This is a genomic window from Archangium sp., from assembly GCF_036388035.1.
In the GTDB taxonomy this organism is placed as follows: Bacteria; Myxococcota; Myxococcia; order Myxococcales; family Myxococcaceae; genus Archangium.
In genome coordinates, this window is the sequence record NZ_DASVSO010001022.1 from 1 (window position 1) to 24,592 (window position 24,592).

Consider the following 24,592-nt stretch of genomic DNA (forward strand, 5'->3'; position numbering starts at 1 on the left):
CACCGCTTCTTCTACCCGGAGGACGTGGACGCCACCGTGCCCTACGTGGCCCCCAGCAGCCGCGGCCCCTTCGACGCGCGCTACGTGGAGTTCGTCCACAACGCGGGCAATGACCCCGAGTGCAACGAGAAGCTGAGCACCTTCCAGAAGACCGCCCTCCAGCACCGCGAGGAGCTGCTTCCCCTGGTGACGGCCACGTATGCGCCTCGGGGCGTTACCTTCGACATCCTCGGCGAGGACAAGGCCCTGGAATTCTCCGTGGTGGAGCTGCCCTATGCCTTCTGGCAGTACGGCAACGCGTCCCTGTGCCCGTTCATCCCCGGCGCCGACGCGAGCGCCGAGGAGCTGTTCGGCTTCATTGAGGACATCGTCGGCGTGGGCTTCCTGGGCGGGGACTCGTACCTCACGTACTACGCCCCGTACTACTACCAGGCGGCCACCGAGCTGGGTGCTCCGCGCTACGACGAGCGCCACCTGCACGGCCTGCTGCGCTACCCGCGCCAGGACGCGGTGACGAACTACCCGCCCCTGGAGGTGAACAAGCCGTTCGATCACGCCCTCATGCGCCAGGTGGAGCGCTGGGTGCGCACCGACGGCCAGCGCCTGCTCTTCATCTACGGGGAGAACGACCCCTGGTCCACCGGTGCCTTCGAAGTGCGCGAGCGCAACGACTCGCTGCGCCTCTTCGTGCCCGCCGGCAACCACGGCTCCTCCATCCTCCAGCTCCCCGAGCCCGAGCGCACCCTGGCCCTGGACAAGCTCCAGCAGTGGATGGGCGTCAGCGTCGTCCGTCCGCCCTTGCTGAGCACCTTGTCGGCCCAGGAGTTGCCCATCGACGCGCCGAGTCGTGAGGAGCTCTTCCTGCGCTAGCCCCCGGCCCGGTTTGACGGCGGAGGCGCTCGTCCTCGGGTCCACCACACCCGAGGCGGGCGATAGAAAAGAGAATGAGCCGCTGCCCGGATTTTCACCTCGCGGGTCCAAGGAGACACGAGGTGACACATGGCCAGTGGCCTTGCCGAGCTGAAATCCTTCGCGAGCACCCTGTTTCATTCGCCAGCCGCGCCGGTCAATGCCGCCGTCAGCTGTTCCGTTGACGGGGCGCTGCCGATGCAGACCGTGGAGCCGGTGACCTTTCGCCCCCGCGCCGAGGGCGGCGAGGTGCTCTCCTTCGTCCAGGAGGGCGTGACCCGCTATGCCTGCCTCAACCTGCCCGCGCAGGCCGCCCAGCCGGGCAGCGCCGGACGGAAATGGCCGCTCCTCATCCACCTGCACGGCTCACGCGCCACGCCCGCGAGCCTCTATTCGCTCGGCAAGGCGCTGTTCGCGCTCCACGACACCGCCGCCCTGTCGAGCGATCCGGAGGTCCAGGGCTTCATCGTGCTCTCCCCCATGGGCCGGCGCGCCCGTCCCGCCGGCGCCCTCAGCGGCACCGGCTTCCATTGGGACGAGTGGTATCGCAACCCCACCGCCAACCTCGACGCGCTCGCCATCGATCATTTCCTCGACGAGGTGGTGGCCCGAGGCCTGGTGGACACGAGCCGCATCTACGTCTTCGGCTGGAGCAATGGCGCTTACATGGCGGCGCTCTACGGCATGTGGCGGGCGAATCGGATCGCCGCCATCGCCCAGTACGCGGGCGGCAATCCCTGGACGCGCCTTCCGTGTCCTGTGCCGATGACCTGGACCCGCAAGGTGCCCATTGCCTTGATGCGCAATCTCTGTGACGCCCTGGTCCCTTATTCCGCCTCGCAGGAGTGGATCGAGACCCTCCAGGCACAGGATTGGCCCTTTGAGTATCAGAGCCTCGATCTCCACGGAGCCGCGACCGCCCCCGACGCCACCCCTCCCGATCGCAGCAGCAAGCTCCGAGGCCTCTATGAGCACGTCCGCTGGCCGGACCGGGCCGCCTTCGAGAAGGCGCTCGCGTTCCTCGGCCGCCATCCGCTCCCGCCATCCGGCGGCGATCAGCTTTCTGGCTGACCGTCCCAGCACGACTCACTCCTGTTCTACCGGCGAGCCGCCAGCACCGACGCCTGCAGCGCGTCGGGCACCGGCTCGTGGCTGGCGAGCCGCAGCGTGGTCACGGCCCGTCCCTGGGTGCGTCCGCGCAGGCTCGTCACGTAACTGAAGAGGCTGGCCATGCACCTCAAGGGTGAAGTCCACGTGTCCTGGCGTGTCCAGGATGTTGATGCGGTGCGGGGTGCCCGCGAAAGGCCCTCGCCGCGGCTTCCAGGTGGCGGTGGTGGCCGCCGAGGTGATGGTGATGCCGCGCTTCTTCTCCTGCTCCATCCAGTCCATCTCGGTGGAGCCCGAGTGCACCTCGCCCATCGCGTGGATGCGGCCGGTGAAGTAGAGGATGCGCTCGGTGAGCGTGGTCACCCGCGGGTCGAAAGACAGACACTGGCTGATGAGGGAATGGGCGGTGTGTTACGAGCGGAAGGTGTCTCCTCTTGAAGCGGGCCATCGCTGGAACAGCGCGATGACGGCACGGAGCCAAGCGCCCGCCAGGAGCAGCCTCGCGGCCAGGACGAGCGGCCAGGACGAGCGGCCAGTAAGCGTGCGCCACGAAAGGTCGCGTGAGCAGCGCGGCGGCGCCGAGGTGGGGCGGCCAACAGAGCCCGAGCCGTGCCAAGGCCTCAAGGGGCCGAGTGCCCGCCAATCTCCGGGAAGCGCTCGTAGGCCCGTTTGAGCGCGTCCAGGTGCACGGGGTTGTCCAGGTCGAGCGGAGCATCGGTGAGCCTCACAACCCACCCGCCCGTCACGGTACGCCGTGCGCGCGAAAGGAGCTCCGCGTCGCGCGAGGGATCCGGGAATCCGATGGCCCGTGCGGCAGTGGCCGACCAGTAGTTCAGCCACCCGAGGAAATGCGGAACCTCAGGCGTGAAACTGTCCCAGGGGAGTTTGAGCGAGGGCAGCCCGTGGGGCGGAACATGTGGCTCATCGCCGGGGTGACGAAACTGTTGCGCCACGACCCCACCATAGCCACTCGGCGTCGCGTGCCCCCATACCGCGCGAGCGCCCTCCGCTACACCCTCAAGCACATCAACAGTCGCCGCGATGCCGACTGCGTCTAGGGGCAGGTCCGCATGGACTTCAAAATGCGGCGGACTTCCTGCGGCAAGACCGTTTGGGTTTTCCAATCCAGCAATCGTCACGAGGTGGTCATCGTCATCGTTGCACAGGAACGGAAACCCTCCGTTTGTCACGTTGGCCGCGACCCACTCGTCGCGGTGAGGCAATAAGATGAGGTCTTCTTTTTCCGAAGTCGTCCACCCCAGGCGCAAACCAGGCAGCGCACGTTCCATTGCATGGACAATGGCGGTCGGGCGGTCGTCATGGTTCATGAGTGCGGGCGCGTGGACTATGATGATGAGGGAGCTTTGAGAGGCTGTCATTTCAGCACCAATCCATGACAACGACCTTGAGGGTGGGGTCTTCTTCGGACAGCACAGCTTTGTGCGCGGTGCTTCGCACTCCAATGATGAATTCATATCCGCATTCCCTGGCGAGCTTGGCTTCGCGTCTCAGCTCAGGAAGCTTCATCCTGACAAAGAACCGCTGAGAGCGAAGCGGTTGTTTGTCAAAATCATCCGTTTTGATGTCCCACAGCGTTCGCGTGGCCAGTTGCAGCGCGTCGAAGTTCTTCCCGTTTACGAGTACATCCCAGCCGGGGAAGCTGTTGTTCGGAATTTTGTCGGCGCACTTGTCGTGAGTATCATCTCCGCCTCGGTGCGGCACCGGGATCGGCTCGCACCTGCGATGGCGCTCTCGCTCCGAGGTTTCGGTGGGCCCCAGAGGAGGGAAATCCGGCCCTTTTGGCTCCGGCTTGGGCCTTTGTTTCGGCGAGGGTTCCTGCGGGGCGGGCTTTGTTTCAGGCACGGGCCGCGTTTCAGGCGCGGGCCTTGCGTCCTCGGGCTCGGCCCATTTCAGCTCATACGCATCCAGGGCCTCTTTGATGGTGAATCCCACCACCACCACGCCCGCGACGATCACCGCTCCCACGACGATCTCCGGTGCCGCCAGGACGCAGACCCCGAGCCCCACGGCAGCGGCACCAGCGGAGGCAACCGCGCATCGTCCTGTGGAGTCGTGAAACTCGATCCGGTCATGGTCGAGGGCAGGAAAGCACCGCTCCACCACTACGGGCCAGGGCTGAGACGCCTCCTGGACAACGCAACGCCCCCCGTCCGTCCAGGGCAGCGTCCCCGCTCGCCGGAGGTTGGCGAGCCTCGGGTCCCGGGCCGTTGGCTCTCTTGGGCTGGGCGCTGACGTAGCGCAGGCTGAGACAAAGAGCAGAAGTGCGATGCACGCTCGGAAACGCATGGCTACGTCCTCCAGCCAAGTCAGAACCTAAAGGGTCCTGGCAGGCCCGTTCGGAGTATGCCAGCGCACTCCGACGGCGAGGAGGCTCGGTGGGTGCCGGAGCGAAGCAGCCCGGCGCAGAGGGCATCAGCGGCGCGAGGCTCGGGCGTGCTGGGCACGCCAATCCCCTTCAGGGGAGACCCATCATCGGTTTCAGATGGTAAAGACATCCCCACAATCAGGGCACTTGGCGAACTTGCTCGCCCCAAAAAAGGCAAGTGTCCCACCGATGATGGCGCCAGGGATGGTGCCCGCGATCGCGCCAAACGGACCGCCTGCGAGACCAATCCCCGCGCCGACCTTCGCTCCGGCGGCGGCTCCAGCAACCGCAGCACCGCCCGTTGCGAGGTGGTTGGTCGGGTCGAATCGATTGCTGCACTTCGGACACTCTACTCTTGCCATGGAGCCTCCAGACACAGGGGAGCTAGCCTCATGGTAGTCGTCGCGAACCCGGACCATCAAGCGCAAGTCAGAAGCAGCGGCACCTCGGGGCGGTAGAGGTACGAGTGGCGCGGTGGCTGGCGCGGAGGCTCTTGGGGACGTTGGAGGCCACAAGGGCACGACGGCGGCCATGGCAGCTCGGGACAGTCGAAAGCCGCCAGGGCGCGGAGCTTGGGCCGGTGGACAGTCGCGCGTCAGCGGCACGTCGGGCTCCTGGAGAGTACAGGGGGGGCGGGCGCGCGAGCACGACCTCACGCACCAGCATCTCGGGCCCAGTGCAGAGCAGAAACAGCGGAGTGACAGCCACGGCACGAGCCATGACCCTGGAGGGCTCCAGGCGCGCGGCAGCCAATGTGCGGAGGCCAGCCCGGACGCGAACGCAGAGTGTGACGGGTCTGCCGAAGGGTGGACGGGAATGAACGGTGGACCTGCCGGGCTCGGCAGTGGACGCGCTCAAGGGACGCCGCCACCTGCGCGGCCCTTACGTGTTCTGCCAGGAGGACGGCCAGCCGCTCACCGCTGGCATGACCGAACACCGCCTGGAGCGGGCACCGTGCCGAGTAGGCATCACGCGGGAGCAGGGGTGCATCACATGGCACGACCTGCGACACACCTACGGCAGCCACCTCGCCATGAGGGGCGTTCCGCTCAAGGTCATCCAGGAGTTGATGGGCCACGCGACCATCGAGATGATCATGCGCTACGCCCACTTTGCGCCGGAGGCCCAGGAGAGCGCGGTGCAGCAGCTCGACCGGCCTGTGCCCCATCCACGCCGCATCGGCCAGAGATGCCGGAGGGGCACACTGAGGGCACAAGAGGAACCGGGGGCAAAAGAAAAGCCCAGCAACCCCTTGAGATTGCTGGGCTTCACAGGTTGTTCCCGACGGGATTCGAACCCGTGTGACCTTACGCGGCCTGCTTCGACTCCGAGGCCGCGTCTCCGTGCCCGGCCGGTGCGTGCTCGGCGTGCGAGGCGGCGAGCTGCCCGCTCAGCACCGGCAGCGCCACCTTCACCGCCACCGTCAGCACCATCAGCCCGAAGGCCCAGATGCCCGCGGTGATCTTCCACTCGGTAAGCGTGGGCACGTACTCCACCACCTCGTGCAGGGTGCTCGGGACGAAGCCGGGGATGATGAGGCCCATTCCCTTTTCAATCCACACGCCCGCGAAGGCCAGTACGCACGCCAGGTTCAGCAACCTCACGTGACGCCGCGTCGCTGGCAGGTGCACCACCACCGCCGAGGCGATGTTGAGAGCCACCGCCGTCCAGATCCACGGCACCAGCGCGTGCTTCCCGTGCGAGCCGAAGAACAGGTAGCGCACCGCCGTGGCGTGCGAGCCGCCCGTGTAGAGGGCCGTGAACAACTCCGAGCCCAGCATGAACAGGTTGAGCAGCACCGTCACCCGCATCACCGAGGTCAGCGTGCGCAGTGGGCCCTCGCCGATGGGCAGCCCCGTGAAGCGGCGGATGACCTGCAGCAGCATGATGACGAACGCCGGGCCCGTGATGAACGCCGAGGCGATGAACCGGGGCGCCAGCAGCGCCGAGTTCCAGAACGGCCTCCCGCCCAGCCCGCTGTAGAGGAACGCCGTCACGCTGTGGATGCTGATGGCCCAGAAGATGGAGAGGAAGACGAACGGCAGGTACCACTGCTTGCGCGGCTTGCGCCCCAGGAAGCGCATGTAGAGCAGGTAGCCGCAGATGTGCAGGTTGATGAACAGGTAGCCATTGAGCACCACCACGTCCCAGGAGAGCATCGACACCGGCCAGTTGAACCGGCCAATCCCAGGCATGATGTGCCAGAAGCGGTCCGGCCTCCCCATGTCCACCACGATGAACAAGAGGCACATGAAGATGGCCGCGATCGCGAGCAGCTCGCCGATCAGCGTCACATCGTGCATCTCGTGGTCATGGTACAGGTACGCGGGGATGACCATCATCACCGCGCCCGCCGCCAGCCCCACGCCAAAGGTGAAGTTGGCGATGTACAGGCCCCAGGAGACGTGGTCGCTCATCGCCGTGAGGGCCATGCCCTCCACCATCTGGTGCGCCCAGGCGTTGGCGCCCACCAGCGCAATCGCGGTGAGCACCGTCATCCACGTGTAGAAGCGCCAGCTCCCGTCGGTGCTCATCCACAGCAGCCGTCCCAGGAACCGCGGGTAGTCGAGCAGGTGACGGGAAGCAGCCATGGCTCACTTGTCGAAGAAGTAGAAGAAGCGGGGTCGCGTCCCGAGCTCTTCCTTGAGCACGAAGACGCGCTTGTTCTCGAGCACCCAGCGGATGGGGCTCTTGGGATCCAACAGGTTGCCAAACACCCGCGCCCCCGTGGGGCACGCCTCCAGGCACGCGGGCAGCCGGCCCGCTCGCGTGCGGTGCAGGCAGAAGGTGCACTTCTCCACCACGCCCTGCGGGCGCACCCGGTTGGAGAGGTAGCCCTGGTCCGGGTTGAGCTCCTCGGGCGGAATCTCCGGCTTCGCCCAGTTGAAGCGCCGCGCGTGGTACGGGCACGCCGCCTCGCAGTACCGGCAGCCGATGCACCAGTTGTAGTCCACCACCACCACCCCGTCCGCCTCCTTCCACGTGGCCTGGACGGGGCACACCTTCACGCACGGCGCGTTGTCGCACTGGTGGCACTGCACCGGCAGGTAGTACTTGCCCTCGGCCGGCACCGGGTGGTCGTAGTTCGCGTTGCCGTGCTCCAGGTCCAGGCTGCCCTGCTGCATCTCGAGCACCCGGATGTACGAGTTGCCCGTGCGCCGATCGTGGTTGTTCTCGAGGTGGCACGCCTCGGCGCACTTGCGGCAGCCGATGCACACGCTCAGGTTGAGCGCGTAGCCGAACGACACGCCCTCCTGCGGCGGCAGATCCTGGATGTCCACGTCCCGGCCGTACTTCTGTTTCGCCTCGGCCTTCAGGTGCACGAGCACCCGTGCCATCTCGTCGCGCGTCAGCTCCTTGTAGTGCTTCTGGAGGAACTCATCGACGCTCAGGTCCTGGGTCCACTCGGTGAGCGGCGCCATCGCATGCGCGAAGGCCGCGGCCCCGAGCGTCGCTCCGGCCCCCTTCATCACCGTGCGGCGGGAGACAAGGTCACTCATGGCTTGGGGCTTCCTTGGGGTGGCGCGGCGGCATCACCGGATGCGCGCCCGCGTACTTCGGTGCGTGTGGGTCGTGGCAGCTCACACAGTGGTTCCGCGTGCGGTCTCCCCGCGAGAGGTCCCAGTGGCCCGTCATGCCACCGTGCGCCCCCGCCTTGAAGTCGCGGTGCTGCGGCCCGTGGCACTGCGCGCACAGCGTCAGCGCCTCCGTCATCGGCAGCGGCTCGCCCGTGGCCAGGTGCAGCGTGCGCGGTTGCTGGGCCTGGTGACAGGAGGTGCAGGCGAGCTCTCCGTGGCGGAACTGGAGGCCCTGGTGGAACTCCTTCAGCTCCTCGGGCCGCGAGGGCATGGGCTTCGTCTCCCGCAGCGAGTGGCAGCTCTCGCACGCGACGCGAAGCGGCTGGCCCAGCGCATCCTTCTGGTCGCTCTCCACCGAGGTGAGCTTCGCCGGCTGGTGGATCGTCTCCTTGCCGGTCGGTGCTCCCGGGGGCGGTTGGAAGCGCGCGGGTTGGTCCTTCCCGCATCCGCCGAGGGCAAGCAGCGAGGCGACGAGCGCCGGGCGCATCATTCTGTAGAGGTGGCTCTCCACGGGGACCAGCGCAAAGCAGCGTCCGTGCCAGCGCCGTCTGCCTCTGGGGCACCCCCGGGGGCGGCGAAAAACCTGCATCACTGCAACAGCTTTACGCGCAGCCTTTGCGCGCGCCCGCCCTGGGATGCGGGGGCGGGTGGGGTGGTCCGCCTCTTGCTCCTGGCGGCCGTGCCCCGAATGGACGGAACCCGCATGCCTATCAGCAGCCTGGTCCTCACCCTCGATGCCTCCCCCGAGTTGAGGGCGCTCGCGCTCTCCGAATTCGCTCGCGACCCGCGCCTCACCGTGGGCCCGCCCCTGGAGGGGCGCTGGCTGCCGGTGGTGACCGAGACGGCCAGCCTCGCCGAGGGTGAGGCGCTCGCCGAGTCCTTGAGGGAGCAGCCAGGAGTGAGCTTCGTGGACGTGGTGATGGTGGATTTCTCAGAGCAGGAGGAGTGCTGAGCCATGGATCGCCGAGACTTCCTCAAGGGCACGGCCATGGCGGCCGCGACGATGGCGGCGAGCCGGCTCGCGTACGGCCAGGACAAGGCCGCCGTGGAGCCTTCGGTCGCCGCCCGTAACGGCAATGGCGTGCAGTGGAACAAGGCTCCCTGCCGCTTCTGCGGCACCGGCTGCCACGTCCAGGTGGGGGTGCAGAACGGCAAGGTGGTGGCCATCGCTGGCGACCAGAAGGCCCCGGTCAACAAGGGCCTGCTGTGCGTGAAGGGCTACCACGTGGGACTCGCCCTCTACGGCCAGGATCGGCTCACCACGCCGCTGCTGAAGAAGGGCGACAAGCATGTGCCCATCTCCTGGGAGGAGGCGATCGACATCGTCGCCCGCCGCGTGCTGAAGGATCCCAAGGGTTTCGGTGTCTACGGCAGCGGCCAGTGGACCATCCCCGAGGGCTATGCCGCCTCGAAGTTCGTCAAGGGCGGCTTGGGCACCAACCAACTCGATGCCAACGCGCGGCTGTGCATGGCATCGGCGGTGACGGGCTTCCTCGCCACCTATGGCGTGGACGAGCCCGCCGGCTGCTACGACGACCTCGATGCCTGCGACGTGCTCATCATGTGGGGCAACAACCCCGCGGAGATGCATCCGGTCCTCTTCTCGCGTGTGATTGACCGGCGCTCGCGCGGCGAGAAGGTCACCCTCATCGACATCGGCACGCGCAAGACACGCACCAGCGGGTTCTGCGACCACGTGCTGCGCTTCAAGCCGAACTCGGACCTGGCGATTGCCTGCGGCATTGCCCACCTGCTGGTGGAGAACGGTACCTACGACAAGGCCTTCATCGAGGCCAACTGTGCCTTCCGCGCCGCCAGCACGCCTCCCACGCTCGAGGGCAAGGCCATCACCTTCGAGGAGTACCGGGAGCTGCTCGCCCCCTACACCCCGGAGAAGGTGGAGCAGCTCTCGGGTGTCTCGGCGAAGGACTTGCGGATGCTGGCGGGCCTGTTCGGCCGGCGGGACATCCGCATCACCAGCCTGTGGTGCATGGGGATGAACCAGCACACCCGGGGCACGGCCATCAACAACCTCGTCCACGGGCTCCACCTGCTCAGCGGGCACTTCGGCAAGCCGGGGGATGCGCCCACCAGCCTCACCGGCCAGCCCTCGGCGTGTGGCACCGTGCGCGAGGTGGGCACGCTCGCCCATGCGCTCCCCGGTGGCCGCGTGGTCGCCAAGGCCGAGCACCGCGCCCAGATGGAGGAGATCTGGAATGTCCCCCCGGGCCGGCTCCACGACAAGCCCGGCTACCACACGCTGGAGATGTGGAAGCGCTTCTCCACGCCCACCGAGCAGGGCGGTGACATCCACACCATCTGGGTCCAGGTCACCAACCCCGCGCAGACCCTGCCCAACACGCACAAGCTGGTGGACCCCAGCCGCAAGCTCGCGGACAAGTTCCTCATCGTCTCGGACGTCTACCCCTCCGCCACCGCGCGCATCGCCGACCTCATCCTCCCCTCGGCCATGTGGGTGGAGAAGAACGGCATGACGGGCAACTCCGAGCGGCGCACCCAGCAGTGGTTCAAGATGGTGTCGCCGCCCGGTCAGGCCCGGGACGACGCCTGGCAGCTCATCGCCGTGGCCCACCGGCTCTTCGAGCTCGGCTTCGCCGGCATGAAGGACAAGGACGGCCGCTTCCTCTTCGAGATGAAGGGCAAGGACGGCAAGCCCGTACCCGCTTGGGACTTCGCCCACTACTACGACGTCAACGTCGACGAGCAGCTCTTCGAGGAGTACCGGAAGACGACCCGCATCAAGCACAAGGACCTGGCGCCCTATCAGGAGTACGTGAAGGCGCGCGGCCTGCGCTGGCCCGTGGTGCAGCAGTCGGACGGGAGCTGGCGTGAGACGAAGTTCCGCTTCTCCGGCTTCGACGACCCGTACGTGAAGAAGGGCCGCGACATCCAGTTCTACCACTCGACCACGCACGACGACCGGGCGCAGATCTGGTTCAGCCCCTACGAGCCCCCTCCCGAGTCGCCCGATGCCGAGTTCCCCTTCTGGCTGTGCACCGGCCGCGTCATCGAGCACTGGCACTCGGGCACGATGACCATGCGGATTCCCCAGCTTCAGCGCGCCATGCCCCAGGCGTACGTGGAGATGAACCGCGCGGATGCCCGGAAGCTCGGGGTGGATAACGGGGACTGGGTCACCGTGGAGACGCGGCGCGGGAAGCTCGACCTGCCGGTGTGGATTGGCGGTCGCGGTGAGCCCGTCGAGGGCTCGCTCTTCGTCCCGTTCTTCGATGAGCGGCTGCTCATCAACGGGCTCACACTCGACGAGCACGACCCGTTCTCCAAGCAGCCGGACTACAAGAAGTGCGCGGCCCGGGTGCGGCGGCGTGAGCTCGTCGCGGAGAAGCAGGGATGAACCCCGAGGGCGAACAGGGCAGTGGCCTCCCGGCCCGGTGGCTCCATGTGGGCGCCGCCGTGGCGGTGGCGCTCGCGGCCACCGGGTACTTCGCGGGGCTCCGTGAGCCGGAGATGCCCGAGCGTCCGGTGGCCTCGGATCCGCACGCGCAACGGGCGGAGCGCGCTCCGAGCTACGGCGAGCTGCGCGAGGCTCGGCGCGGAGCCAACGCGCGGATGTACGAGGGCGCCATCGCCTCGCTGGCGGAGGCGGAGTTCCCGGTGAAGCCCCTGCCGGTGGGCACCCCCGAGCAGCGCGCGCAGGCCGCCGCCCAGCGGAAGACCCACCGCGCGTATGACGGGGCGCCGCCGACCATTCCGCACGAGATTGATCAGCGCGAGGTCCCCGGCTGTCTCGCCTGCCATGGCGAGGGGATGAAGCTGGGCAACCGGGTGGCTCCGAAGATCAGCCACGCGCCGTACCAGAGCTGCACGCAGTGCCATGTGGTGGGGGAGTCGCCTCGCCCGCTGGCCCCATACAAGGACATGCCGGGGAATGGTTTCGTCGGGCTGGCCTCGGCCGGGAATGGCGCGCGGGCGTGGCCGGGCGCTCCGCCGACCCTGCCTCACTCGACGCACATGCGGACCAACTGCGCGAGCTGCCACGGGCCCAAGGGGCTCCCCGGGCTGCGCACCTCACACCCGGAGCGGCAGAACTGCCAGCAGTGCCATGGCTCCTCGGCGCAGCTCGACCAGCGCGTCGGTGGGGCAGGGCAGCCGGGCGTGGCGATGGAGGCGAAGCCGTGAGTTCGCAGGCCGCCATCAGCCGCCGGGCGCTCTTCGGGTTCCTCCGGAAGAAGGAGGAGCCCGCGCCTTCTCCGGAGCCCGCTCGTGCGCCCGCGCCCGTGCCCGCGCCTGCTGCCGCGCCGGGCGGTGGTTTCTCGCTCGAGGCGTTCTATTCCTCCCGTTCCCAGGCGGGCGAGGCCACCGGAAACAGCCTCCCGGTCTTCTCCCTGCGTGAGGGGCTCGTCGTCCCCCAAGACGGGGTCAGCCGGATCGGAATGGCTCCGCCCGCGCCTCCCGGTGGGGGTCCTTCCTCCGTGAGTCCCGGCGCTCCGACGGGTGCTCCCGTACCGGGGATGACCGTCCGGGTGCGTCCCCAGCTCTGCCTCGCCTGGCAGGGCTCGTTCTGCAGCACCTGCTCCGAGCGCTGCCCCGTCGAGAACGCCATCGTCATCGAGCTGGGGCGCCCCCGCGTGGTGGAGGACCGCTGCAACGGCTGTGGCGTCTGCGTCCAGGTGTGCCCGGCCCCGCTCAACGCCTTCGAGTTTCTTCCCTCCCGCCAGCAGGTTCCCGTCTCATGACAGCCGCGCTCTACCTCGGGAAGGTCGCTCCCGACAACACCCCGCTTCCCCAGTTGCAGGACGCCCTCCTCGACCCGGACACCCTGGAGCAGCTCGTCCAGGACATCCAGCGCTGCACCGTGGTGAAGGATGTGCTGCTCAAGGGCGGCGCCCTGATGATGGCCTCCGAGCGGTCCGTCCCGCTCACCGAGGCAGCGGAGGCGCTCCGGCAGGGGAGGGTGCTCGGGGTGCAGATCCGCTACTGGTACGAGGGGGCGGACTGGTGGGACACGCTCATGCGCACGCCCAAGGGCATCCGGCTCATTCGCATCGAGAACCGGCTGCAGGGGTGAGGACTCAAACGGACTCGGAGCGGTGCGCGGGGTAGAGCTCCGGGTGCAGGAAGGGCATCAGCGCGCAGGCGAGCGGGCCCTGCCACATCTCGGCGCGCGTGAAGAGGCCGTTGGAGAGGATGCCGATGGCCCCGAGGTGCTTCTTGCTCTCCGTCCGGCCGGAGACGTCGTCCATCACCGGACCCAACTCCTCGCCCTTCAGCACCCGGGCGACGACGCTCGGCGGGAGGGAGAAGCGTACCCCCCAGGTCTCGTTCTCCCGGCCCCCGGCCTCTACCACGACCACGCAGTTGATGAGGCTGCCGTCCGGGTCCACGCCTCCCTCCAACCCCATGCCCATCCGCGCCCCCGCCACGGCCGCCATCGCCGCCCGGGCCCGGTTGCGCGCTCCCGTCGAGGTCTGCTCGGAGCCGATGGGTTGCTCGGGGACTCCGCTGGGCACGTCGACGGGCACCACGGTGCAGCCGGGGAAGGCCCGCTCACAGATGGTGCGCGCCGCTGTCGTCTTGGCCGGGTTCGTCGAGCCGATGGCGATGGTGAAGGACATGGGAGTCGGGTTCTCCAAGAGGTTCAGCCTACGACGCCGCGGGGGGTGAGGGGCCGGTCCCTCGGGAGCATTCCCTCTTCCTGGAACCAGCGCAGGGCCTCCCGGATGCCGAGTCGCACCGGCCTCGGCTGATAGCCCAGCTCCCGCATGGCCTTCCCCGACGACTGGTACGCCGGCACCGGAAGCGCCTGGAGGAACGCCGTGTTCACATGTTTGAACAGGTCCGGGGACAGCCGGCCCACCACGTCTCCGAACTTCCCCAGCGCCTTCACCGCCACGTCCGGCAGCGGCAGCTTCGGCGGCGCCACCCCCGCCTCCTCCGCGCAAATGGTGAGCAGCTCGCGGTAGGTCAGGTTCTCCCCCCCCAGGATGTAGCGCTCCCCCGGGCGGCCCTTCTGCATGATGAGTTGCAGCCCCCGCGCCACGTCCTGCGCGTTCACCGCGTTCACCCCCCCGCTCGGGTACACCTGCACGAGCCCCTTGGCCACGAAGAGCAGCAGGTCCCCGGTGGACGGCCTCACGTCATAGGGGCCGAGCACGAAGCTCGGGTTGCCCGCCAAGACCTCCAGGCCAAGCCCCGAGGCCGCCAGCGCCAGCCGCTCCGCCTCCCGCTTGGACTCGTGGTAGGGGTTGTCCCCAGCGTAGTTGTAGGCCGTCTGCTCGGTTGCCGGCTCGGCCAGCGTCCCATGGCCGACCGCCGCCACGCTCGACACCACCACGACCCGCCGCACCCCCGCCGCCTTTGCGGCCTCCAGAACGTTTTGTGTCCCCCGGGCGTTGGTGCGGGAGACGTCCTCCCGAGTAAAGGGATCGAACCGGACGATGCCCGCGACGTGGTAGACCCGCTCCACCCCTTTCATCGCCCCCCGGAGGGAATCCGCATCCAGCACGTCGCCGAGCACCTCGTCGTAGCTCAGCCCGCGCAGGCCCCGGCGGTCACTCCGCTCCCGGACGAGCAGGCGAGGGCGCTCCCCCTGCTCACACAGCAGGTGGGCGAGGTTGGCCCCCACCAGCCCCGTTGCTCCCGTCAACAATGTCTTCATGTGCTACTCCCTTCCGGGGAGGATGCGCTATAGGTCGTGCCCCTTAGAATCGCCCCCCACGGGGCGTCAACCGCGATGACGCGAGACTCCACTGAAACGCCGCCTGTCGGCGAACCGACGCTCCAGCCTGCGCCCGATGCCGCGCGCGAGGTTGTCGCCTCCGAGGCCGAGTCCCTGGACTCCTTCGAGGCCCTGCCGGTTCCCGAACTCGCGCAGGAGACCCAAGCCCCTATGTCCGCTTTTACGGAGACTCTTTCCGAGGACACCCTTTCCGATACCGAGTTTCCCCCCGACTCCACCCCCTCCGGCCGGCCCGCGGAGATCGATCCCGACAAGCTCGATCCGGACGGCCTCAAGGTCATCCACCGCCTCCTCGCCCACGGCCACCAGGCCTACTTCGTGGGTGGGTGTGTGAGAGACCTGCTGCTGGACCGGAAGCCCAAGGACTTCGACATCGCCACCAGCGCCCATCCCGGCGAGGTGCGCTCCATCTTCCGCAACTGCCGCCTCATCGGCCGGCGCTTCCGGCTCGCCCACATCTACTTCAAGGGCGGGAAGATCATCGAGGTCTCCACCTTCCGCGCCAACCCCACCGAGCTCGACGCCTCCAATGGCGAGAGCGCTCCGGAGAATGGGGAGAACGGTGAGGAGGGCGGCGAGGCCGAGGAGTCGCAGGAGTCGGCGCAGGACCTGCTCATCACCCACGACAACGTCTTCGGCACCGCCGAGCAGGACGCCCGTCGCCGCGACTTCACCATGAACGGCCTCTTCTACGACGTCGCCGAGGGCCGGGTGATCGACTACGTCCGCGGCCTGCGCGACCTCGACGAGCGCTACATCCGGACCATCGGCGACCCGGAAATCCGCATGCGCGAGGACCCCGTCCGCATCCTCCGCGCCGTGCGCTTCGCCTCCAAGCTGGGCCTGGACATCGAGTCGCGCACCTACGCCGCCATGGAGGGGGCCGTCGAGGACCTGCCCCGCTGCGCCCCCGCGCGCCTCCTGGAGGAGACCTTCCGCCTCATCCGCGGCGGGGTGGCGGCTCCCAGCGTGCGGCTGCTCGCCGCGCTGGACGCGCTGAAGATCCTGCTGCCGCCGGTGGCCGCCTACCTGCGGGAGAACGGCCGCAAGGGCCGGGACACCTTCTACGCCTACGCCGAGGCGCTCGACCGACGCGTCTCCTCCGGGGAGCCGCTGGATGACGCCATCCTGCTGGCCGCGCTGCTCGTCCCCATCGCCCAGGCCGGCCCCATCGTCGAGCCGCAGGACCCGGCGGGCCGTCCCTCCGTGGCCCAGGCCATCGAGGACCTGCTGGCCGAGTTCGTCCAGACGGCGCGGCTGCCGCGTCGCATCGCCGAGCGCTGCCGGCTGCTGCTCATCGCCCAGCGCACCCTCTCTGGGGAGCGCCGCCGTCGCACCGGGGCGTTCCGCCGCCACCCGCTCTTCAACGACGCGCTGGTCGTCTTCGAGATCTCCGTCGAGGCCACCGGTCAGCACCGCGAGGCCCTCGAGGCGTGGAAGCGTGGCGAGCTGCCTCCCCTGAAGGCCGAGGGCGCCGCCCCCGAGGGCGAGGGCCCCCGCAAGCGCAAGCGGCGTCGGCGTCGCAGTGGGCGCAAGCCGGGTGCGGCCACGGGTACTTCCGCCACCACGACGGCCAGCGCCGATGCCTCCAGGGGCGAGGCCAGTGAGGCGGGGGACTCGGGTGACTCCGACTCGGACTCCAGCGAGGTCGGTGACGAGTCCGAGTTCGGCTCCGAGTCCGGTGGCGAGGAGTCGGGTGGCGAGTTCGGCTCCGACTCCGACCCGGATTCCGAGTCCGACGAGGGTTGAGTCCCTCTTCCGTGCCCTCTCTCGGAGGGCGCGGGTTCAGTCGGGACGCTCGAGCGGCGCGGAGCGCCTGCCGGTGGACAGCGCCCGAAGCCTCAGTTGGGGCGGTGGGGCTTCTTGGGGCGCTCCGGCTCTGGCTCGGCTTCGTCGCTTCCCGCGATGTCCGCCGTCGTCACCGCCTTGGTGCCGAAGCGCTCCGCGATCCGGTCCAGCGCCGCGTTCAGCTTGTCGCTGCGCTTCGGCTTCTCCGGCTCCGTGAACAGCCCGAGCTGCCGCGCTCCAGCGCTCTCCGTGCCCAGCTCCTGCACGGAGACTCCCGTCAGCCGGATGGGCTTGTCCGCGTGGGCCTTCTCCAACATCTCCCGCGCCACCCGGTAGAGCGTCTGTCCATCATCCGTCGGCGAGGGCAGGGTGACCCTCCGGGTGATGAGCGTGAAGTCCGAGAACTTCAGCTTGAGCTGCACCACCCGGCCCTTCACCCCGGCCTTGCGCAGCCGGCGGCCCACCCGGAGCGCCTGGGCATGGATGTGCGGGCTCAACGCCTCCAGCCCCGTCAGGTCCTCGTCGAACGTGTCCTCGGCCCCCACGCTCTTGGCCTCGCGGTCCGGCACCACGTCGCGCGGGTCGATGCCGTGCGCCAGCTCCCACAGGTGACGCCCGCTCGCGCCCCAGCGCGCCTCCATCCACGAGGCGTCCTTCCTCGCCACGTCGCCGATCGTCACCAGCCCCGCGCCCTTCAGCGCCTCCTCCGTCTTCGGCCCCACGCCCCACAGCCGCCCCACGGGCAGCCCCGCGAGGAACGCCACCGTCTCCTCCGCGCGCACCTCGCGCTGGCCGTTCGGCTTCGCCACGTCCGAGGCGATCTTCGCCACGAACTTCACCGAGGCGATCCCCGCCGACGACGGCAGGGCCGTCTCCGCGGCAATCTCCTTGCGGATCCGCCGAGCGATGTCCGCCGGGGCTCCGAAGAGCCCCACCGACGCCGTCACGTCCAGGAAGGCCTCGTCCAGGGACAGGGGCTCGATGAGCGGCGTGTACCGCTCGAAGATGGAGAACACCTGCTCGCTGGCCTCGCTGTACGCGCTGAAGCGGGGCTTCACCACCAGCGCGTGGGGGGCCTGCTTGATGGCCCGCGCCATGGGCATGGCGCTCCGCACGCCGTACTTGCGCACCTCGTAGGACGCCGCGACCACCACGCCGCGTCGTACGTCCCCGCCCACAATCAACGGCTTGCCCCGCAGCTCCGGGTTGTCTCGCTGCTCGACGGACGCATAGAAGGCGTCCATGTCCACGTGGATGATGGCCCGCATCGCTGGAATCACTGTAGTGGACCCCTCTGACCTACGCTGAGCTCGACGGGCAGCGCCGCAAGCGCGTCGTCCTCAAGGTGATGGGGGAGTCGCCGCCGCGGGGAGCGGGAGGGCATGGCGCTCGAGCACCTCGAGCAGCTCCCGGGGCAGGGGGCTCTCCACGCGCACCCGCTGCTTCGTCACCGGGTGTGTCAGCCCCAGCGCCCGCGCGTGCAGGAAGAAGCGGCCCAGGCCCGGCTCCTCGCGTCCCCCGTACAGCGTGTCTCCCACCAGCGGGGCTCCCACCGCCGCCAGGTGCGCGCGCACCTGGTGCAGCACCCCGGTGTGGATGCGCACCTCCACCAGGCTGTACTCCCCCGAGCGTCCCAGCACGCGGAATTCCGAGAGCGCTTCCCGCGCGCCCTCGCCTCCGTCCAGCGCCGGCTCCACCCGGTCCGGGTGCCTCGGGTGGTGGCGCAGCGGCAGCTCGATCTCTCCCTCGTCCGCCAGGGGCCCCGTCACCAGCGCCCAGTAGCGCTTGTCCACCTCGCGCCCACCGAAGGCCTCGCGCACCGCCGTCCACGCCTCGCGCGTGCGCGCCGCCGCCATCACCCCGGATGTCTCGATGTCCAGCCGGTGGCACAGCCCGCCCTCGCGCTCGTCCTCCGAGGCCTCGGCGCACTCGGGGTAGCGGGCGATCAGCGCGTTGGCCACCGTGCCCGTCTCTCCGGATTGCAGCGGGTGCGAGGGCCGGCCCGAGGGCTTGTCCACGAAGACCAGCGTCGCGTCCTCGTGCAGCACCGCCAGGGGCGCCTCCGGCTCCGGCACCACCTCGCGCCGCTCCTCCGGCACCACCACGGAGATGCGCTGCCCCACCGCCACCAGCAGGCCCTTCTTCGCCGCCCGGCCGTCCACCTTCACCGCGCCCGAATCGAAGAGCTTCTTCAGCTTCGCCCGCGACAGCCCCAGCGCCTCTCCGATGAAGAGGTCCACCCGCTGCCCCGCCTTGCCTTCCTCCACCACCAGCGTGTGTGTCGTCGTCGTCGCGGTCACGTTCACTCGGAGAGAGCCTCGTACACTTCCTCCGCCGTCTGGAACCGGTCGTCCGGCTCCTTTCGGATGAGGCGATGGGCCACCCGGGCCAGCTGTGGATCTCCCCTCTGGTTGATGGCCAACAGGGGCGGTGGCTCGGTTTCCAGCACCTTGTGCCACAAGTCCACCGGGGACTTCGCGTCAAAAGGTGGGCGACCGCTCATCAGCTCGTAGAGGATGACGCCCAGGCAGTACAGGTCCGCCCGTCCGTCCAGGGGCTCTCCGAGAATCTGCTCCGGCGACATGTAGCGGAACGTCCCCACCATGCGCCCGTCCAGCGTCACCCCCGCGTCGTCCGCCAGGAACTTCGCCAGCCCGAAGTCCATCAGCCGCACCTGCCGGTCCTCGTCCACCATGATGTTGGAGGGCTTCAGGTCCCGGTGCACCAGCCCGTGCGCGTGGATGTAGGCCAGCGCGTCGCACACCTGCAGCAGGGTGTCCTTGAGCCGACACACCCGCTCGGGCCGGTTCAGCTCCTCCAGCCGCGCCGCCGTCTCCCGCTTCACCGGCTCCGCTCCGGGCCCCGCCACGTCGTAGGGCAGCTCGAAGTCGATCGGATCCAGCTCGTCCGAGTCCGAGCCCAGCCACGGATCCATCGGCACCGGCAGCACCGCCGCCGAGCCGGACGCCCCGAAGCGCATCGAGGCCATCTCCTCGCTCGGCGCCTCCTCGGCGAAGGCCGACAGGTCGAAGGGCAGGGGGCCTGCCTCGCCCGACTCCGAGCCCGCGTCCACCGAAGACACCCGCCCGGAGCGCTGGAACTGCCCCGAGGACGAGCTGGGGGGCGAGTGCATGTCCCCGCCCTTGAGCGACAGGTAGTCGCGCAACGTCAGCCCCTCGATGAGCTCCATGACGAGGTAGGGCGAGCTTTGGTACACGCCGGTGTCGTAGACCTTGACGACGTTGGGATGGGACAGATCCACCAACGTGTCGAACTCGCGCACCAGTCGCTTGGCGGCGCGGGAGTCCATCGCCGGACCACCGGAGAGCAGCTTCAGGGCCACCAAATCGTTGGTCCGGGAGTCAAGGGCCCGATACACGGTCCCAATGCCGCCACTTCCGAGCGTCTCGAGGACGCGATAGGGACCGATGACCTTGGGACGCATCAAGTCAGAGATCCTAGATACCCTGTTGCGTCGGGGTCAAACTCCCTCCGGCCGGAGGGAGGTGTCGGATGGTCCGCACCGGCTATGATGTGCGCCCGAGTCCCCAGCCTACCTAGAGGAAGCTGCCCTTGAGTTACGTCGGCAAGTACCAACTCGTCAGCAAACTCGCCACCGGAGGCATGGCCGAGGTGTACCTGGCCAAGGCGGCCGGGCCCATGGGGTTCGAGAAGACCCTCGTGCTCAAGCGCATCCTGCCGCACCTGGCCGAGGATCCGCAGTTCGTGGACATGTTCCTCGGGGAAGCGAAGCTGGCCGCGCAGCTCAACCACCCCAACGTCGTGCAGATCTTCGACTTCGGTGAGTCCGAGGGCGCCTACTACCTGGCGATGGAGTACATCGACGGGCCCAACCTGCGCATCCTGTCCAAGAAGGCGCGCAGCGCGGGAGTGGAGCTGCCGCCCGCCGCCTGCGCGAAGATCATCGCCTCGGCGTGCGAGGGCCTGGCCTTCGCCCATGACTTCGTGGACCCGGCCACCGGCGAGCCGCTGGACCTCATCCACCGCGACATCAGCCCCGACAACATCCTGCTGTCGCGCCAGGGCGCGGTGAAGGTGGTGGACTTCGGCATCGCCAAGGCCGCCAACCAGAGCCACAAAACGCAGACGGGCCTCATCAAGGGCAAGATTGCATACATGCCGCCGGAGCAGCTCCAGGCCCGGCCGCTGGACCGGCGCGTGGACGTGTACGCGCTGGGCGTGGTGCTCTACGAGCTGCTCACCGGGCAGAAGCCCTTCGACGCCACCACCGACGTGAGCATGATGCAGGCCATCCTGTTCGAGCCGCTCATCCCCGCGTCGTCGCGCCGGCCGGACCTGCCCCAGGCCCTGGTGCAGATCCTCGACAGGGCGCTGTCCAAGGTGCGCGAGCAGCGCTACCCGGACTGCCGTGCCTTCCAGGCGGACCTGGAGCACTTCATCCACTCCACTGGCGAGCCGATGGGCGCCTACCAGCTCTCGCAGCTCGTGGCCCAGATGGCTGGCGAGAACGTCGGGCACGTGGCCACGCCCGCTCCCGGTAGCGGCCCCAAGAGCCGGCCCGGTACCGGCGGTGGCATGCGCCACAACAACGGCTCCGAGTCCACCGCCACCCCGTCGAGCCGCTCGAACGGTGGGACGCGGGCGGCCTCCGAGGGCCGCGCGGACAACGCGACGCGCGCCGCCGAGAGCGAGGCGGACCCGCGCTCCTCGGCGCCGACGGCGCCCACGCTCATCTCCTCCAGCGGCAGGCCCGCCGCGACCGCGGGCATGCCCAGGCGCCGCACGGGGCTGGTGGTGGGTCTGGCCGGTGTCTCGCTGCTCGTCGTGGGAGGGGCGGTCATCTACGTCCGGAGCACCTCCGCGCCGCGGGAGCTTCCCGCGCCCATCATCATCAAGTCGAGTGGCCCCAAGACGCCCCCGCCGACGGTTGCGACCCCGCCGCAGGGTGTACAGCCCGCCGCCACGTCTCCGGGCACGGGGACGGAGCCGCCGGCAGCCGCTTCCGCCGCAATGCAGCCGACGGAGGGCACGGGGATCGCTTCCGTCGGGACGCAGCCGGAGGGGGGCGCCCAGAAGGCGCCGGAGCCTGTGCTGGGAACCCCCGCTCCCGTGGAGAACGCGCCCGCCTCTGGCGTGAAGAACGCCGTCGCCGCTGTGCTGCCGCCGAAGCCACCGCGCGGTGGGGGGCGACAAGGCGGGGGGTCGAAGTCCATCAAGGCCTCCGCCCCAGTCCAGAAGGCCGTGCTGGAGTTCCGCATCCGGCCCTACGCCACCGTGGTGCTCGATGGGAAGTCGCTCGGTCAGACACCCCTGGCGCCCATCGAGGTCACGGTCGGCTCCCACTCCGTGCAGCTCATCAACAAGGACCTGGGCAAGGACGTCACCCGCTCCGTCGAGGTGAAGGCCGGCCAGTCCAACCAGTTCAAGTACAACCTGCTGGAGGACTGACGCACGGCGGGGCCCGCTTCTATTCCTCCTCCTCATGGCGTCGGGTAGCCAGGATGGGGTAGGTCTTACACGCACTGCCAGTTCCGGGCAGGCGGGCAGGCGGGCCGTGAGCGCCAGGAGGTGCCTTCTCCTCGCGGGGGACTGTCCGGATGTGGCCTCCGCGGGGGGCGGCGGGTCTTCCTGGGCGAGGGCCGTTCCACCTGGGGTGGCGACCGCTCGGGTCTCGGAGGCGACCGCTCCTGCACGCGCCCGTGGACGCGGCACGGTGGTGCCTCTATCTTGCGCAGCCTCATGGAACGCCCTGTGTCACCTCCTTCTGTCGCGGCCCTCGAGCGACTCGTGCAGGAACGACCCCTGCCGCGCCACGTGGGTATCATCATGGACGGCAATGGCCGGTGGGCCGAGATGCGCGGCCTGCCCCGCGAGGAGGGTCATCGCGAGGGCTCCGCCAGTGTGCGCGAGGTGACTCGCTGCGCCCGGCGCGTGGGGGTGGAGGCACTCACCCTCTATGCCTTCTCCTCGCAGAACTGGGCCCGTCCCGCCGAGGAGGTGGCCGCGCTGATGGACCTGCTGCGCGAGTACCTCGAGAGCGAGCGCGCCGAAATCCTGGAGAACGGCATCCGCCTCAACGCCATTGGCGAGGTGGAGAAGCTGCCGCGCTTCGTGAAGGATCCGCTGGACAGGCTGCGGGCCGACTCGGCCCACAACACGGGGATGGTGCTGACGCTGGCGCTCTCCTACGGCGGGCGCGAGGAGATGGTGCACGCGGCGCGCCGGGTGGCCGAGGCCGTCAGCAAGGGCGAATTGACGCCCGCGGAACTGGACACCAAGGGCTTCGAGTCCTACCTCTGGACGCATGACCTTCCGCCGCTGGACCTGGTGGTGCGCACCAGCGGAGAGCAGCGCATTTCCAACTTCCTCCTCTGGCAGATGGCGTACGCGGAGCTGTGCTTCAGCGACGTCCTCTGGCCGGACTTCCGGACCGAAGCGTTCCTGCGCTGCCTGGCGCAGTACCAGCACCGCGAGCGGCGCTTCGGCCTCACTTCCGCGCAGCTGAAGCGGGAGGACTCCCAGCGGGCCAAGGCGTGAACGAGAAGAACAAGAACCTCGTCATCCGGATTGTCTCCGGGCTGATTCTGCTGCCGGTCGTCCTGATCCTGCTGAGCCTGGGCGGCGCGTACAGCGCGGGCCTGCTGGGCGTGGCCGCCGCCATCTGCGCCAGCGAGTACTACCTCATCACCCAGAAGACGCTGTCCCCGGCGGCCTGGGTGGGCATGCTGCTGGCCGGCGTGCTGCCCTTCCTGGCCCTGCGCGACCCCACGCGCACCGGGGAAGGGGCCTTCTGGGTGACGGCCTTCTTCCTCCTCTTCGCCTTCACCTACCACCTCATCCGGGGCCCCCTGCCGGAGGCGCCCACGCGGGTGGCGCACCTGGTGACGGGCTTCCTGTATGGCTCGGTGGGGCTCACCGCGTTGTCCGCCGTGCGACTGATGCCGGACGGCATGGCCTGGGTCTTCTCCGCGCTCGTCATCACCTGGGCCAACGACACCGCCGCCTACTTCGCTGGCCGCTTCCTGGGCCGGCACAAGCTGTACCCGGCGGTGAGCCCCAACAAGACCTGGGAGGGCTTCGCGGGCGGCCTGGTGGGCTCGGTGGGAGGCCTGTTCATTACCCGGGCCTTCTTCTACCCCATCCTCACCGTGACGGACTGTCTGGTGCTGGGCGTGGCGGGCGGCATCCTCGGGCCCATCGGCGACCTGTGCGAGTCCATGCTCAAGCGGGCCTACGGGGTGAAGGATTCCGGCCGCATCATCCCCGGGCACGGCGGCATCCTGGACCGCATCGACGCGCTGCTCTTCAACGCGCCCCTGGTGTTCGTCTACCTCACCTTCATTCGCGGCCTGCTTCCGTAGCGACCGCCGATTGTCCGGTCGGCCGGACTGCGTGCCCCGAAGCGCATTGTCGGGCCTGGGTCCCACGGTTAGTGTTGGGACCATGTTTCAAGACACCGGCCTCTTCATCCTCCTGCTGGGCGTGCTCGTCACCGTCCACGAGCTGGGCCACTTCCTCGTGGCCAAGGCCTGTGGAGTGAAGGTCGTCCGATTCTCCTTCGGCTTCGGCCCCAAGCTGTTCGGCTTCACCAAGGGGGAGACGGAGTACCAGGTGGCCCTGCTGCCCCTGGGCGGCTACGTGAAGATGGCCGGGGACTCGCCCTACGAGGAGATGAGCCCCGAGGACGCCCAGCGCGGCTTCCTCAACGCCACGCCCTGGAAGCGCGCCCTCATCGTGGCGGCCGGGCCCTTCTTCAGCCTGGCCTTCCCCGTCCTCATCTACTTCTTCGTCTTCTGGGGGGCGCACGAGGCCACCTCCACCCGGGTGGGCTTCGTGGACCCGGCGATGCCCGCGGCCGCCGCCGGCATCCGCCCCGGAGACCGCATCGTCGCCGTGGACGGCGACAAGGTGCAGACCTTCGAGGACCTGCGCGAGGCCTTCGTCGGCCGCTTCGAGCGCCCCATCCCCCTCACCATCGAGCGCGACGGCAAGCAGTCCATCGTCGAGGTGACGCCGCGGAAGATCGTCGAGACCACGCAGGTGGACTCGGTGGAGCGGGGGCAGATTGGCATCCAGCCCGTGCGCAAGCCCGCCGTGGTGGGGGTGGCGCCGGACTCGCCC

The 24,592-nt window shown here is 68.9% G+C and carries 22 protein-coding genes and 3 pseudogenes; 13 read left to right on the plus strand and 12 right to left on the minus strand.

The genetic code is table 11. From position 1 onward, the window contains the following. Both VF697_RS42065 and VF697_RS42070 read left to right on the plus strand, forming a co-directional pair. Positions 1-870, plus strand: a pseudogene (locus VF697_RS42065) (hypothetical protein); the annotation flags it as partial. A 129-nt stretch (positions 871-999) separates the two neighbouring features. Next, entirely contained in the window at positions 1,000-1,980 is a 981-nt protein-coding gene (locus tag VF697_RS42070; RefSeq protein ID WP_331104212.1) for a hypothetical protein, read from the plus strand. A gap of 26 nt (positions 1,981-2,006) precedes the next feature. Here the strand turns inward: VF697_RS42070 and VF697_RS42075 are convergent, their stop codons facing one another. The 4 genes and pseudogenes from VF697_RS42075 to VF697_RS42090 form a co-directional block, all read right to left on the minus strand. Continuing rightward, entirely contained in the window at positions 2,007-2,141 is a 135-nt protein-coding gene (locus VF697_RS42075; protein WP_331104251.1) for a hypothetical protein, read from the minus strand. Between the two features lies 1 nt (position 2,142). Further along, a pseudogene (locus VF697_RS42080) lies at positions 2,143-2,409 on the minus strand (GTP-binding protein); the annotation flags it as partial. 227 nt (positions 2,410-2,636) lie between these two features. Beyond that, on the minus strand, positions 2,637-3,395 hold the full coding sequence (locus tag VF697_RS42085; RefSeq protein ID WP_331104213.1) for a DUF5953 family protein: 759 nt from the start codon (positions 3,393-3,395) through the stop codon (positions 2,637-2,639). Position 3,396: 1 nt separating this feature from the next. Beyond that, complete coding sequence (locus tag VF697_RS42090) at positions 3,397-4,323, minus strand: DUF6310 domain-containing protein (protein ID WP_414641466.1); 927 nt, start codon at positions 4,321-4,323, stop codon at positions 3,397-3,399. An 848-nt stretch (positions 4,324-5,171) separates the two neighbouring features. Here VF697_RS42090 and VF697_RS42095 point away from each other — a divergent pair. Next, a pseudogene (locus VF697_RS42095) lies at positions 5,172-5,576 on the plus strand (tyrosine-type recombinase/integrase); the annotation flags it as partial. A gap of 133 nt (positions 5,577-5,709) precedes the next feature. Here the strand turns inward: VF697_RS42095 and dsrP are convergent. Genes dsrP through VF697_RS42110 form a run of 3 tightly spaced genes read right to left on the minus strand, consistent with a single transcriptional unit; the run spans position 5,710 to position 8,470 of the window. Further along, positions 5,710-6,993 (minus strand): sulfate reduction electron transfer complex DsrMKJOP subunit DsrP, encoded by a 1,284-nt coding sequence (dsrP, locus tag VF697_RS42100; RefSeq protein ID WP_331104215.1) that lies wholly within the window; start codon positions 6,991-6,993, stop codon positions 5,710-5,712. Between the two features lie 3 nt (positions 6,994-6,996). Then, positions 6,997-7,902 carry a 4Fe-4S dicluster domain-containing protein gene (locus VF697_RS42105; protein ID WP_331104217.1) on the minus strand — a complete coding sequence of 302 codons (906 nt, stop codon included), beginning with the start codon at positions 7,900-7,902 and terminating at the stop codon, positions 6,997-6,999. Then, positions 7,895-8,470 carry a hypothetical protein gene (locus tag VF697_RS42110; RefSeq protein WP_331104219.1) on the minus strand — a complete coding sequence of 192 codons (576 nt, stop codon included), beginning with the start codon at positions 8,468-8,470 and terminating at the stop codon, positions 7,895-7,897. The genes VF697_RS42105 and VF697_RS42110 overlap by 8 nt, the downstream gene beginning before the upstream one ends. 213 nt (positions 8,471-8,683) lie before the next feature. On the opposite strand from VF697_RS42110, the gene VF697_RS42115 reads away from it, so the two are divergent. The 5 genes from VF697_RS42115 to VF697_RS42135 are packed head-to-tail and all read left to right on the plus strand — an operon-like array spanning position 8,684 to position 13,030. Beyond that, complete coding sequence (locus tag VF697_RS42115) at positions 8,684-8,932, plus strand: hypothetical protein (protein WP_331104221.1); 249 nt, start codon at positions 8,684-8,686, stop codon at positions 8,930-8,932. A 3-nt stretch (positions 8,933-8,935) separates the two neighbouring features. Then, the gene (locus VF697_RS42120; RefSeq protein ID WP_331104223.1) at positions 8,936-11,356 is read left to right on the plus strand and encodes a molybdopterin-dependent oxidoreductase; all 2,421 of its coding nucleotides are present in this window, start codon (positions 8,936-8,938) and stop codon (positions 11,354-11,356) included. Next, positions 11,353-12,141, plus strand: coding sequence for a nitrate reductase cytochrome c-type subunit (locus VF697_RS42125; protein ID WP_331104225.1), 789 nt, complete (start codon positions 11,353-11,355; stop codon positions 12,139-12,141). The genes VF697_RS42120 and VF697_RS42125 overlap by 4 nt, the downstream gene beginning before the upstream one ends. Continuing rightward, on the plus strand, positions 12,138-12,698 hold the full coding sequence (locus VF697_RS42130) for a 4Fe-4S binding protein (protein ID WP_331104227.1): 561 nt from the start codon (positions 12,138-12,140) through the stop codon (positions 12,696-12,698). The genes VF697_RS42125 and VF697_RS42130 overlap by 4 nt, the downstream gene beginning before the upstream one ends. After that, a complete protein-coding gene (locus VF697_RS42135; protein WP_331104229.1) occupies positions 12,695-13,030 on the plus strand; it encodes a hypothetical protein in 336 nt (111 codons plus the stop codon). The genes VF697_RS42130 and VF697_RS42135 overlap by 4 nt, the downstream gene beginning before the upstream one ends. A gap of 4 nt (positions 13,031-13,034) precedes the next feature. Here VF697_RS42135 and yjjX read toward each other — a convergent pair whose 3' ends face one another. Next, entirely contained in the window at positions 13,035-13,577 is a 543-nt protein-coding gene (gene yjjX, locus VF697_RS42140; RefSeq protein WP_331104231.1) for an inosine/xanthosine triphosphatase, read from the minus strand. A 23-nt stretch (positions 13,578-13,600) separates the two neighbouring features. Next, complete coding sequence (locus VF697_RS42145; RefSeq protein ID WP_331104233.1) at positions 13,601-14,620, minus strand: NAD-dependent epimerase/dehydratase family protein; 1,020 nt, start codon at positions 14,618-14,620, stop codon at positions 13,601-13,603. Positions 14,621-14,695: 75 nt separating this feature from the next. On the opposite strand from VF697_RS42145, the gene pcnB reads away from it, so the two are divergent. Then, a complete protein-coding gene (gene pcnB, locus VF697_RS42150) occupies positions 14,696-16,450 on the plus strand; it encodes a polynucleotide adenylyltransferase PcnB (protein ID WP_331104235.1) in 1,755 nt (584 codons plus the stop codon). 92 nt (positions 16,451-16,542) lie between these two features. On the opposite strand, the gene VF697_RS42155 is transcribed toward pcnB, so the two are convergent. The 3 genes from VF697_RS42155 to VF697_RS42165 form a co-directional block, all read right to left on the minus strand. Next, positions 16,543-17,757, minus strand: coding sequence for a DNA polymerase IV (locus VF697_RS42155; protein WP_331104245.1), 1,215 nt, complete (start codon positions 17,755-17,757; stop codon positions 16,543-16,545). A gap of 72 nt (positions 17,758-17,829) precedes the next feature. After that, complete coding sequence (locus tag VF697_RS42160; RefSeq protein WP_331104247.1) at positions 17,830-18,789, minus strand: RluA family pseudouridine synthase; 960 nt, start codon at positions 18,787-18,789, stop codon at positions 17,830-17,832. Positions 18,790-18,791: 2 nt separating this feature from the next. Next, positions 18,792-19,934 carry a serine/threonine-protein kinase gene (locus VF697_RS42165; RefSeq protein WP_331104249.1) on the minus strand — a complete coding sequence of 381 codons (1,143 nt, stop codon included), beginning with the start codon at positions 19,932-19,934 and terminating at the stop codon, positions 18,792-18,794. Positions 19,935-20,113: 179 nt separating this feature from the next. On the opposite strand from VF697_RS42165, the gene VF697_RS42170 reads away from it, so the two are divergent. From VF697_RS42170 to rseP, 4 genes are all read left to right on the plus strand, one after another. Then, on the plus strand, positions 20,114-21,919 hold the full coding sequence (locus tag VF697_RS42170) for a serine/threonine protein kinase (protein ID WP_414641467.1): 1,806 nt from the start codon (positions 20,114-20,116) through the stop codon (positions 21,917-21,919). 291 nt (positions 21,920-22,210) lie between these two features. Further along, positions 22,211-23,008, plus strand: coding sequence for an isoprenyl transferase (locus VF697_RS42175; RefSeq protein ID WP_331104239.1), 798 nt, complete (start codon positions 22,211-22,213; stop codon positions 23,006-23,008). After that, complete coding sequence (locus VF697_RS42180; RefSeq protein WP_331104241.1) at positions 23,005-23,832, plus strand: phosphatidate cytidylyltransferase; 828 nt, start codon at positions 23,005-23,007, stop codon at positions 23,830-23,832. Before VF697_RS42175 ends, VF697_RS42180 begins: the two co-directional genes overlap by 4 nt. Before the next feature lie 82 nt (positions 23,833-23,914). Beyond that, a partial coding sequence (gene rseP / locus VF697_RS42185) for an RIP metalloprotease RseP (protein ID WP_331104243.1) occupies positions 23,915-24,592 on the plus strand: 678 nt, incomplete at its 3' end.

What these genes read in the sequence shown, in the direction of transcription:
- VF697_RS42070 (WP_331104212.1), top strand. Translation starts at nt 1,000, where the DNA reads ATGGCCAGTGGCCTTGCCGAGCTGAAATCCTTCGCGAGCACCCTGTTT.
- VF697_RS42075 (WP_331104251.1), bottom strand. Translation starts at nt 2,141, where the DNA reads ATGGCCAGCCTCTTCAGTTACGTGACGAGCCTGCGCGGACGCACCCAG.
- VF697_RS42085 (WP_331104213.1), bottom strand. Translation starts at nt 3,395, where the DNA reads ATGACAGCCTCTCAAAGCTCCCTCATCATCATAGTCCACGCGCCCGCA.
- VF697_RS42090 (WP_414641466.1), bottom strand. Translation starts at nt 4,323, where the DNA reads ATGCGTTTCCGAGCGTGCATCGCACTTCTGCTCTTTGTCTCAGCCTGC.
- dsrP (WP_331104215.1), bottom strand. Translation starts at nt 6,993, where the DNA reads ATGGCTGCTTCCCGTCACCTGCTCGACTACCCGCGGTTCCTGGGACGG.
- VF697_RS42105 (WP_331104217.1), bottom strand. Translation starts at nt 7,902, where the DNA reads ATGAGTGACCTTGTCTCCCGCCGCACGGTGATGAAGGGGGCCGGAGCG.
- VF697_RS42110 (WP_331104219.1), bottom strand. Translation starts at nt 8,470, where the DNA reads ATGATGCGCCCGGCGCTCGTCGCCTCGCTGCTTGCCCTCGGCGGATGC.
- VF697_RS42115 (WP_331104221.1), top strand. Translation starts at nt 8,684, where the DNA reads ATGCCTATCAGCAGCCTGGTCCTCACCCTCGATGCCTCCCCCGAGTTG.
- VF697_RS42120 (WP_331104223.1), top strand. Translation starts at nt 8,936, where the DNA reads ATGGATCGCCGAGACTTCCTCAAGGGCACGGCCATGGCGGCCGCGACG.
- VF697_RS42125 (WP_331104225.1), top strand. Translation starts at nt 11,353, where the DNA reads ATGAACCCCGAGGGCGAACAGGGCAGTGGCCTCCCGGCCCGGTGGCTC.
- VF697_RS42135 (WP_331104229.1), top strand. Translation starts at nt 12,695, where the DNA reads ATGACAGCCGCGCTCTACCTCGGGAAGGTCGCTCCCGACAACACCCCG.
- yjjX (WP_331104231.1), bottom strand. Translation starts at nt 13,577, where the DNA reads ATGTCCTTCACCATCGCCATCGGCTCGACGAACCCGGCCAAGACGACA.
- VF697_RS42145 (WP_331104233.1), bottom strand. Translation starts at nt 14,620, where the DNA reads ATGAAGACATTGTTGACGGGAGCAACGGGGCTGGTGGGGGCCAACCTC.
- pcnB (WP_331104235.1), top strand. Translation starts at nt 14,696, where the DNA reads ATGACGCGAGACTCCACTGAAACGCCGCCTGTCGGCGAACCGACGCTC.
- VF697_RS42155 (WP_331104245.1), bottom strand. Translation starts at nt 17,757, where the DNA reads ATGCGGGCCATCATCCACGTGGACATGGACGCCTTCTATGCGTCCGTC.
- VF697_RS42165 (WP_331104249.1), bottom strand. Translation starts at nt 19,934, where the DNA reads ATGCGTCCCAAGGTCATCGGTCCCTATCGCGTCCTCGAGACGCTCGGA.
- VF697_RS42170 (WP_414641467.1), top strand. Translation starts at nt 20,114, where the DNA reads ATGGCCGAGGTGTACCTGGCCAAGGCGGCCGGGCCCATGGGGTTCGAG.
- VF697_RS42175 (WP_331104239.1), top strand. Translation starts at nt 22,211, where the DNA reads ATGGAACGCCCTGTGTCACCTCCTTCTGTCGCGGCCCTCGAGCGACTC.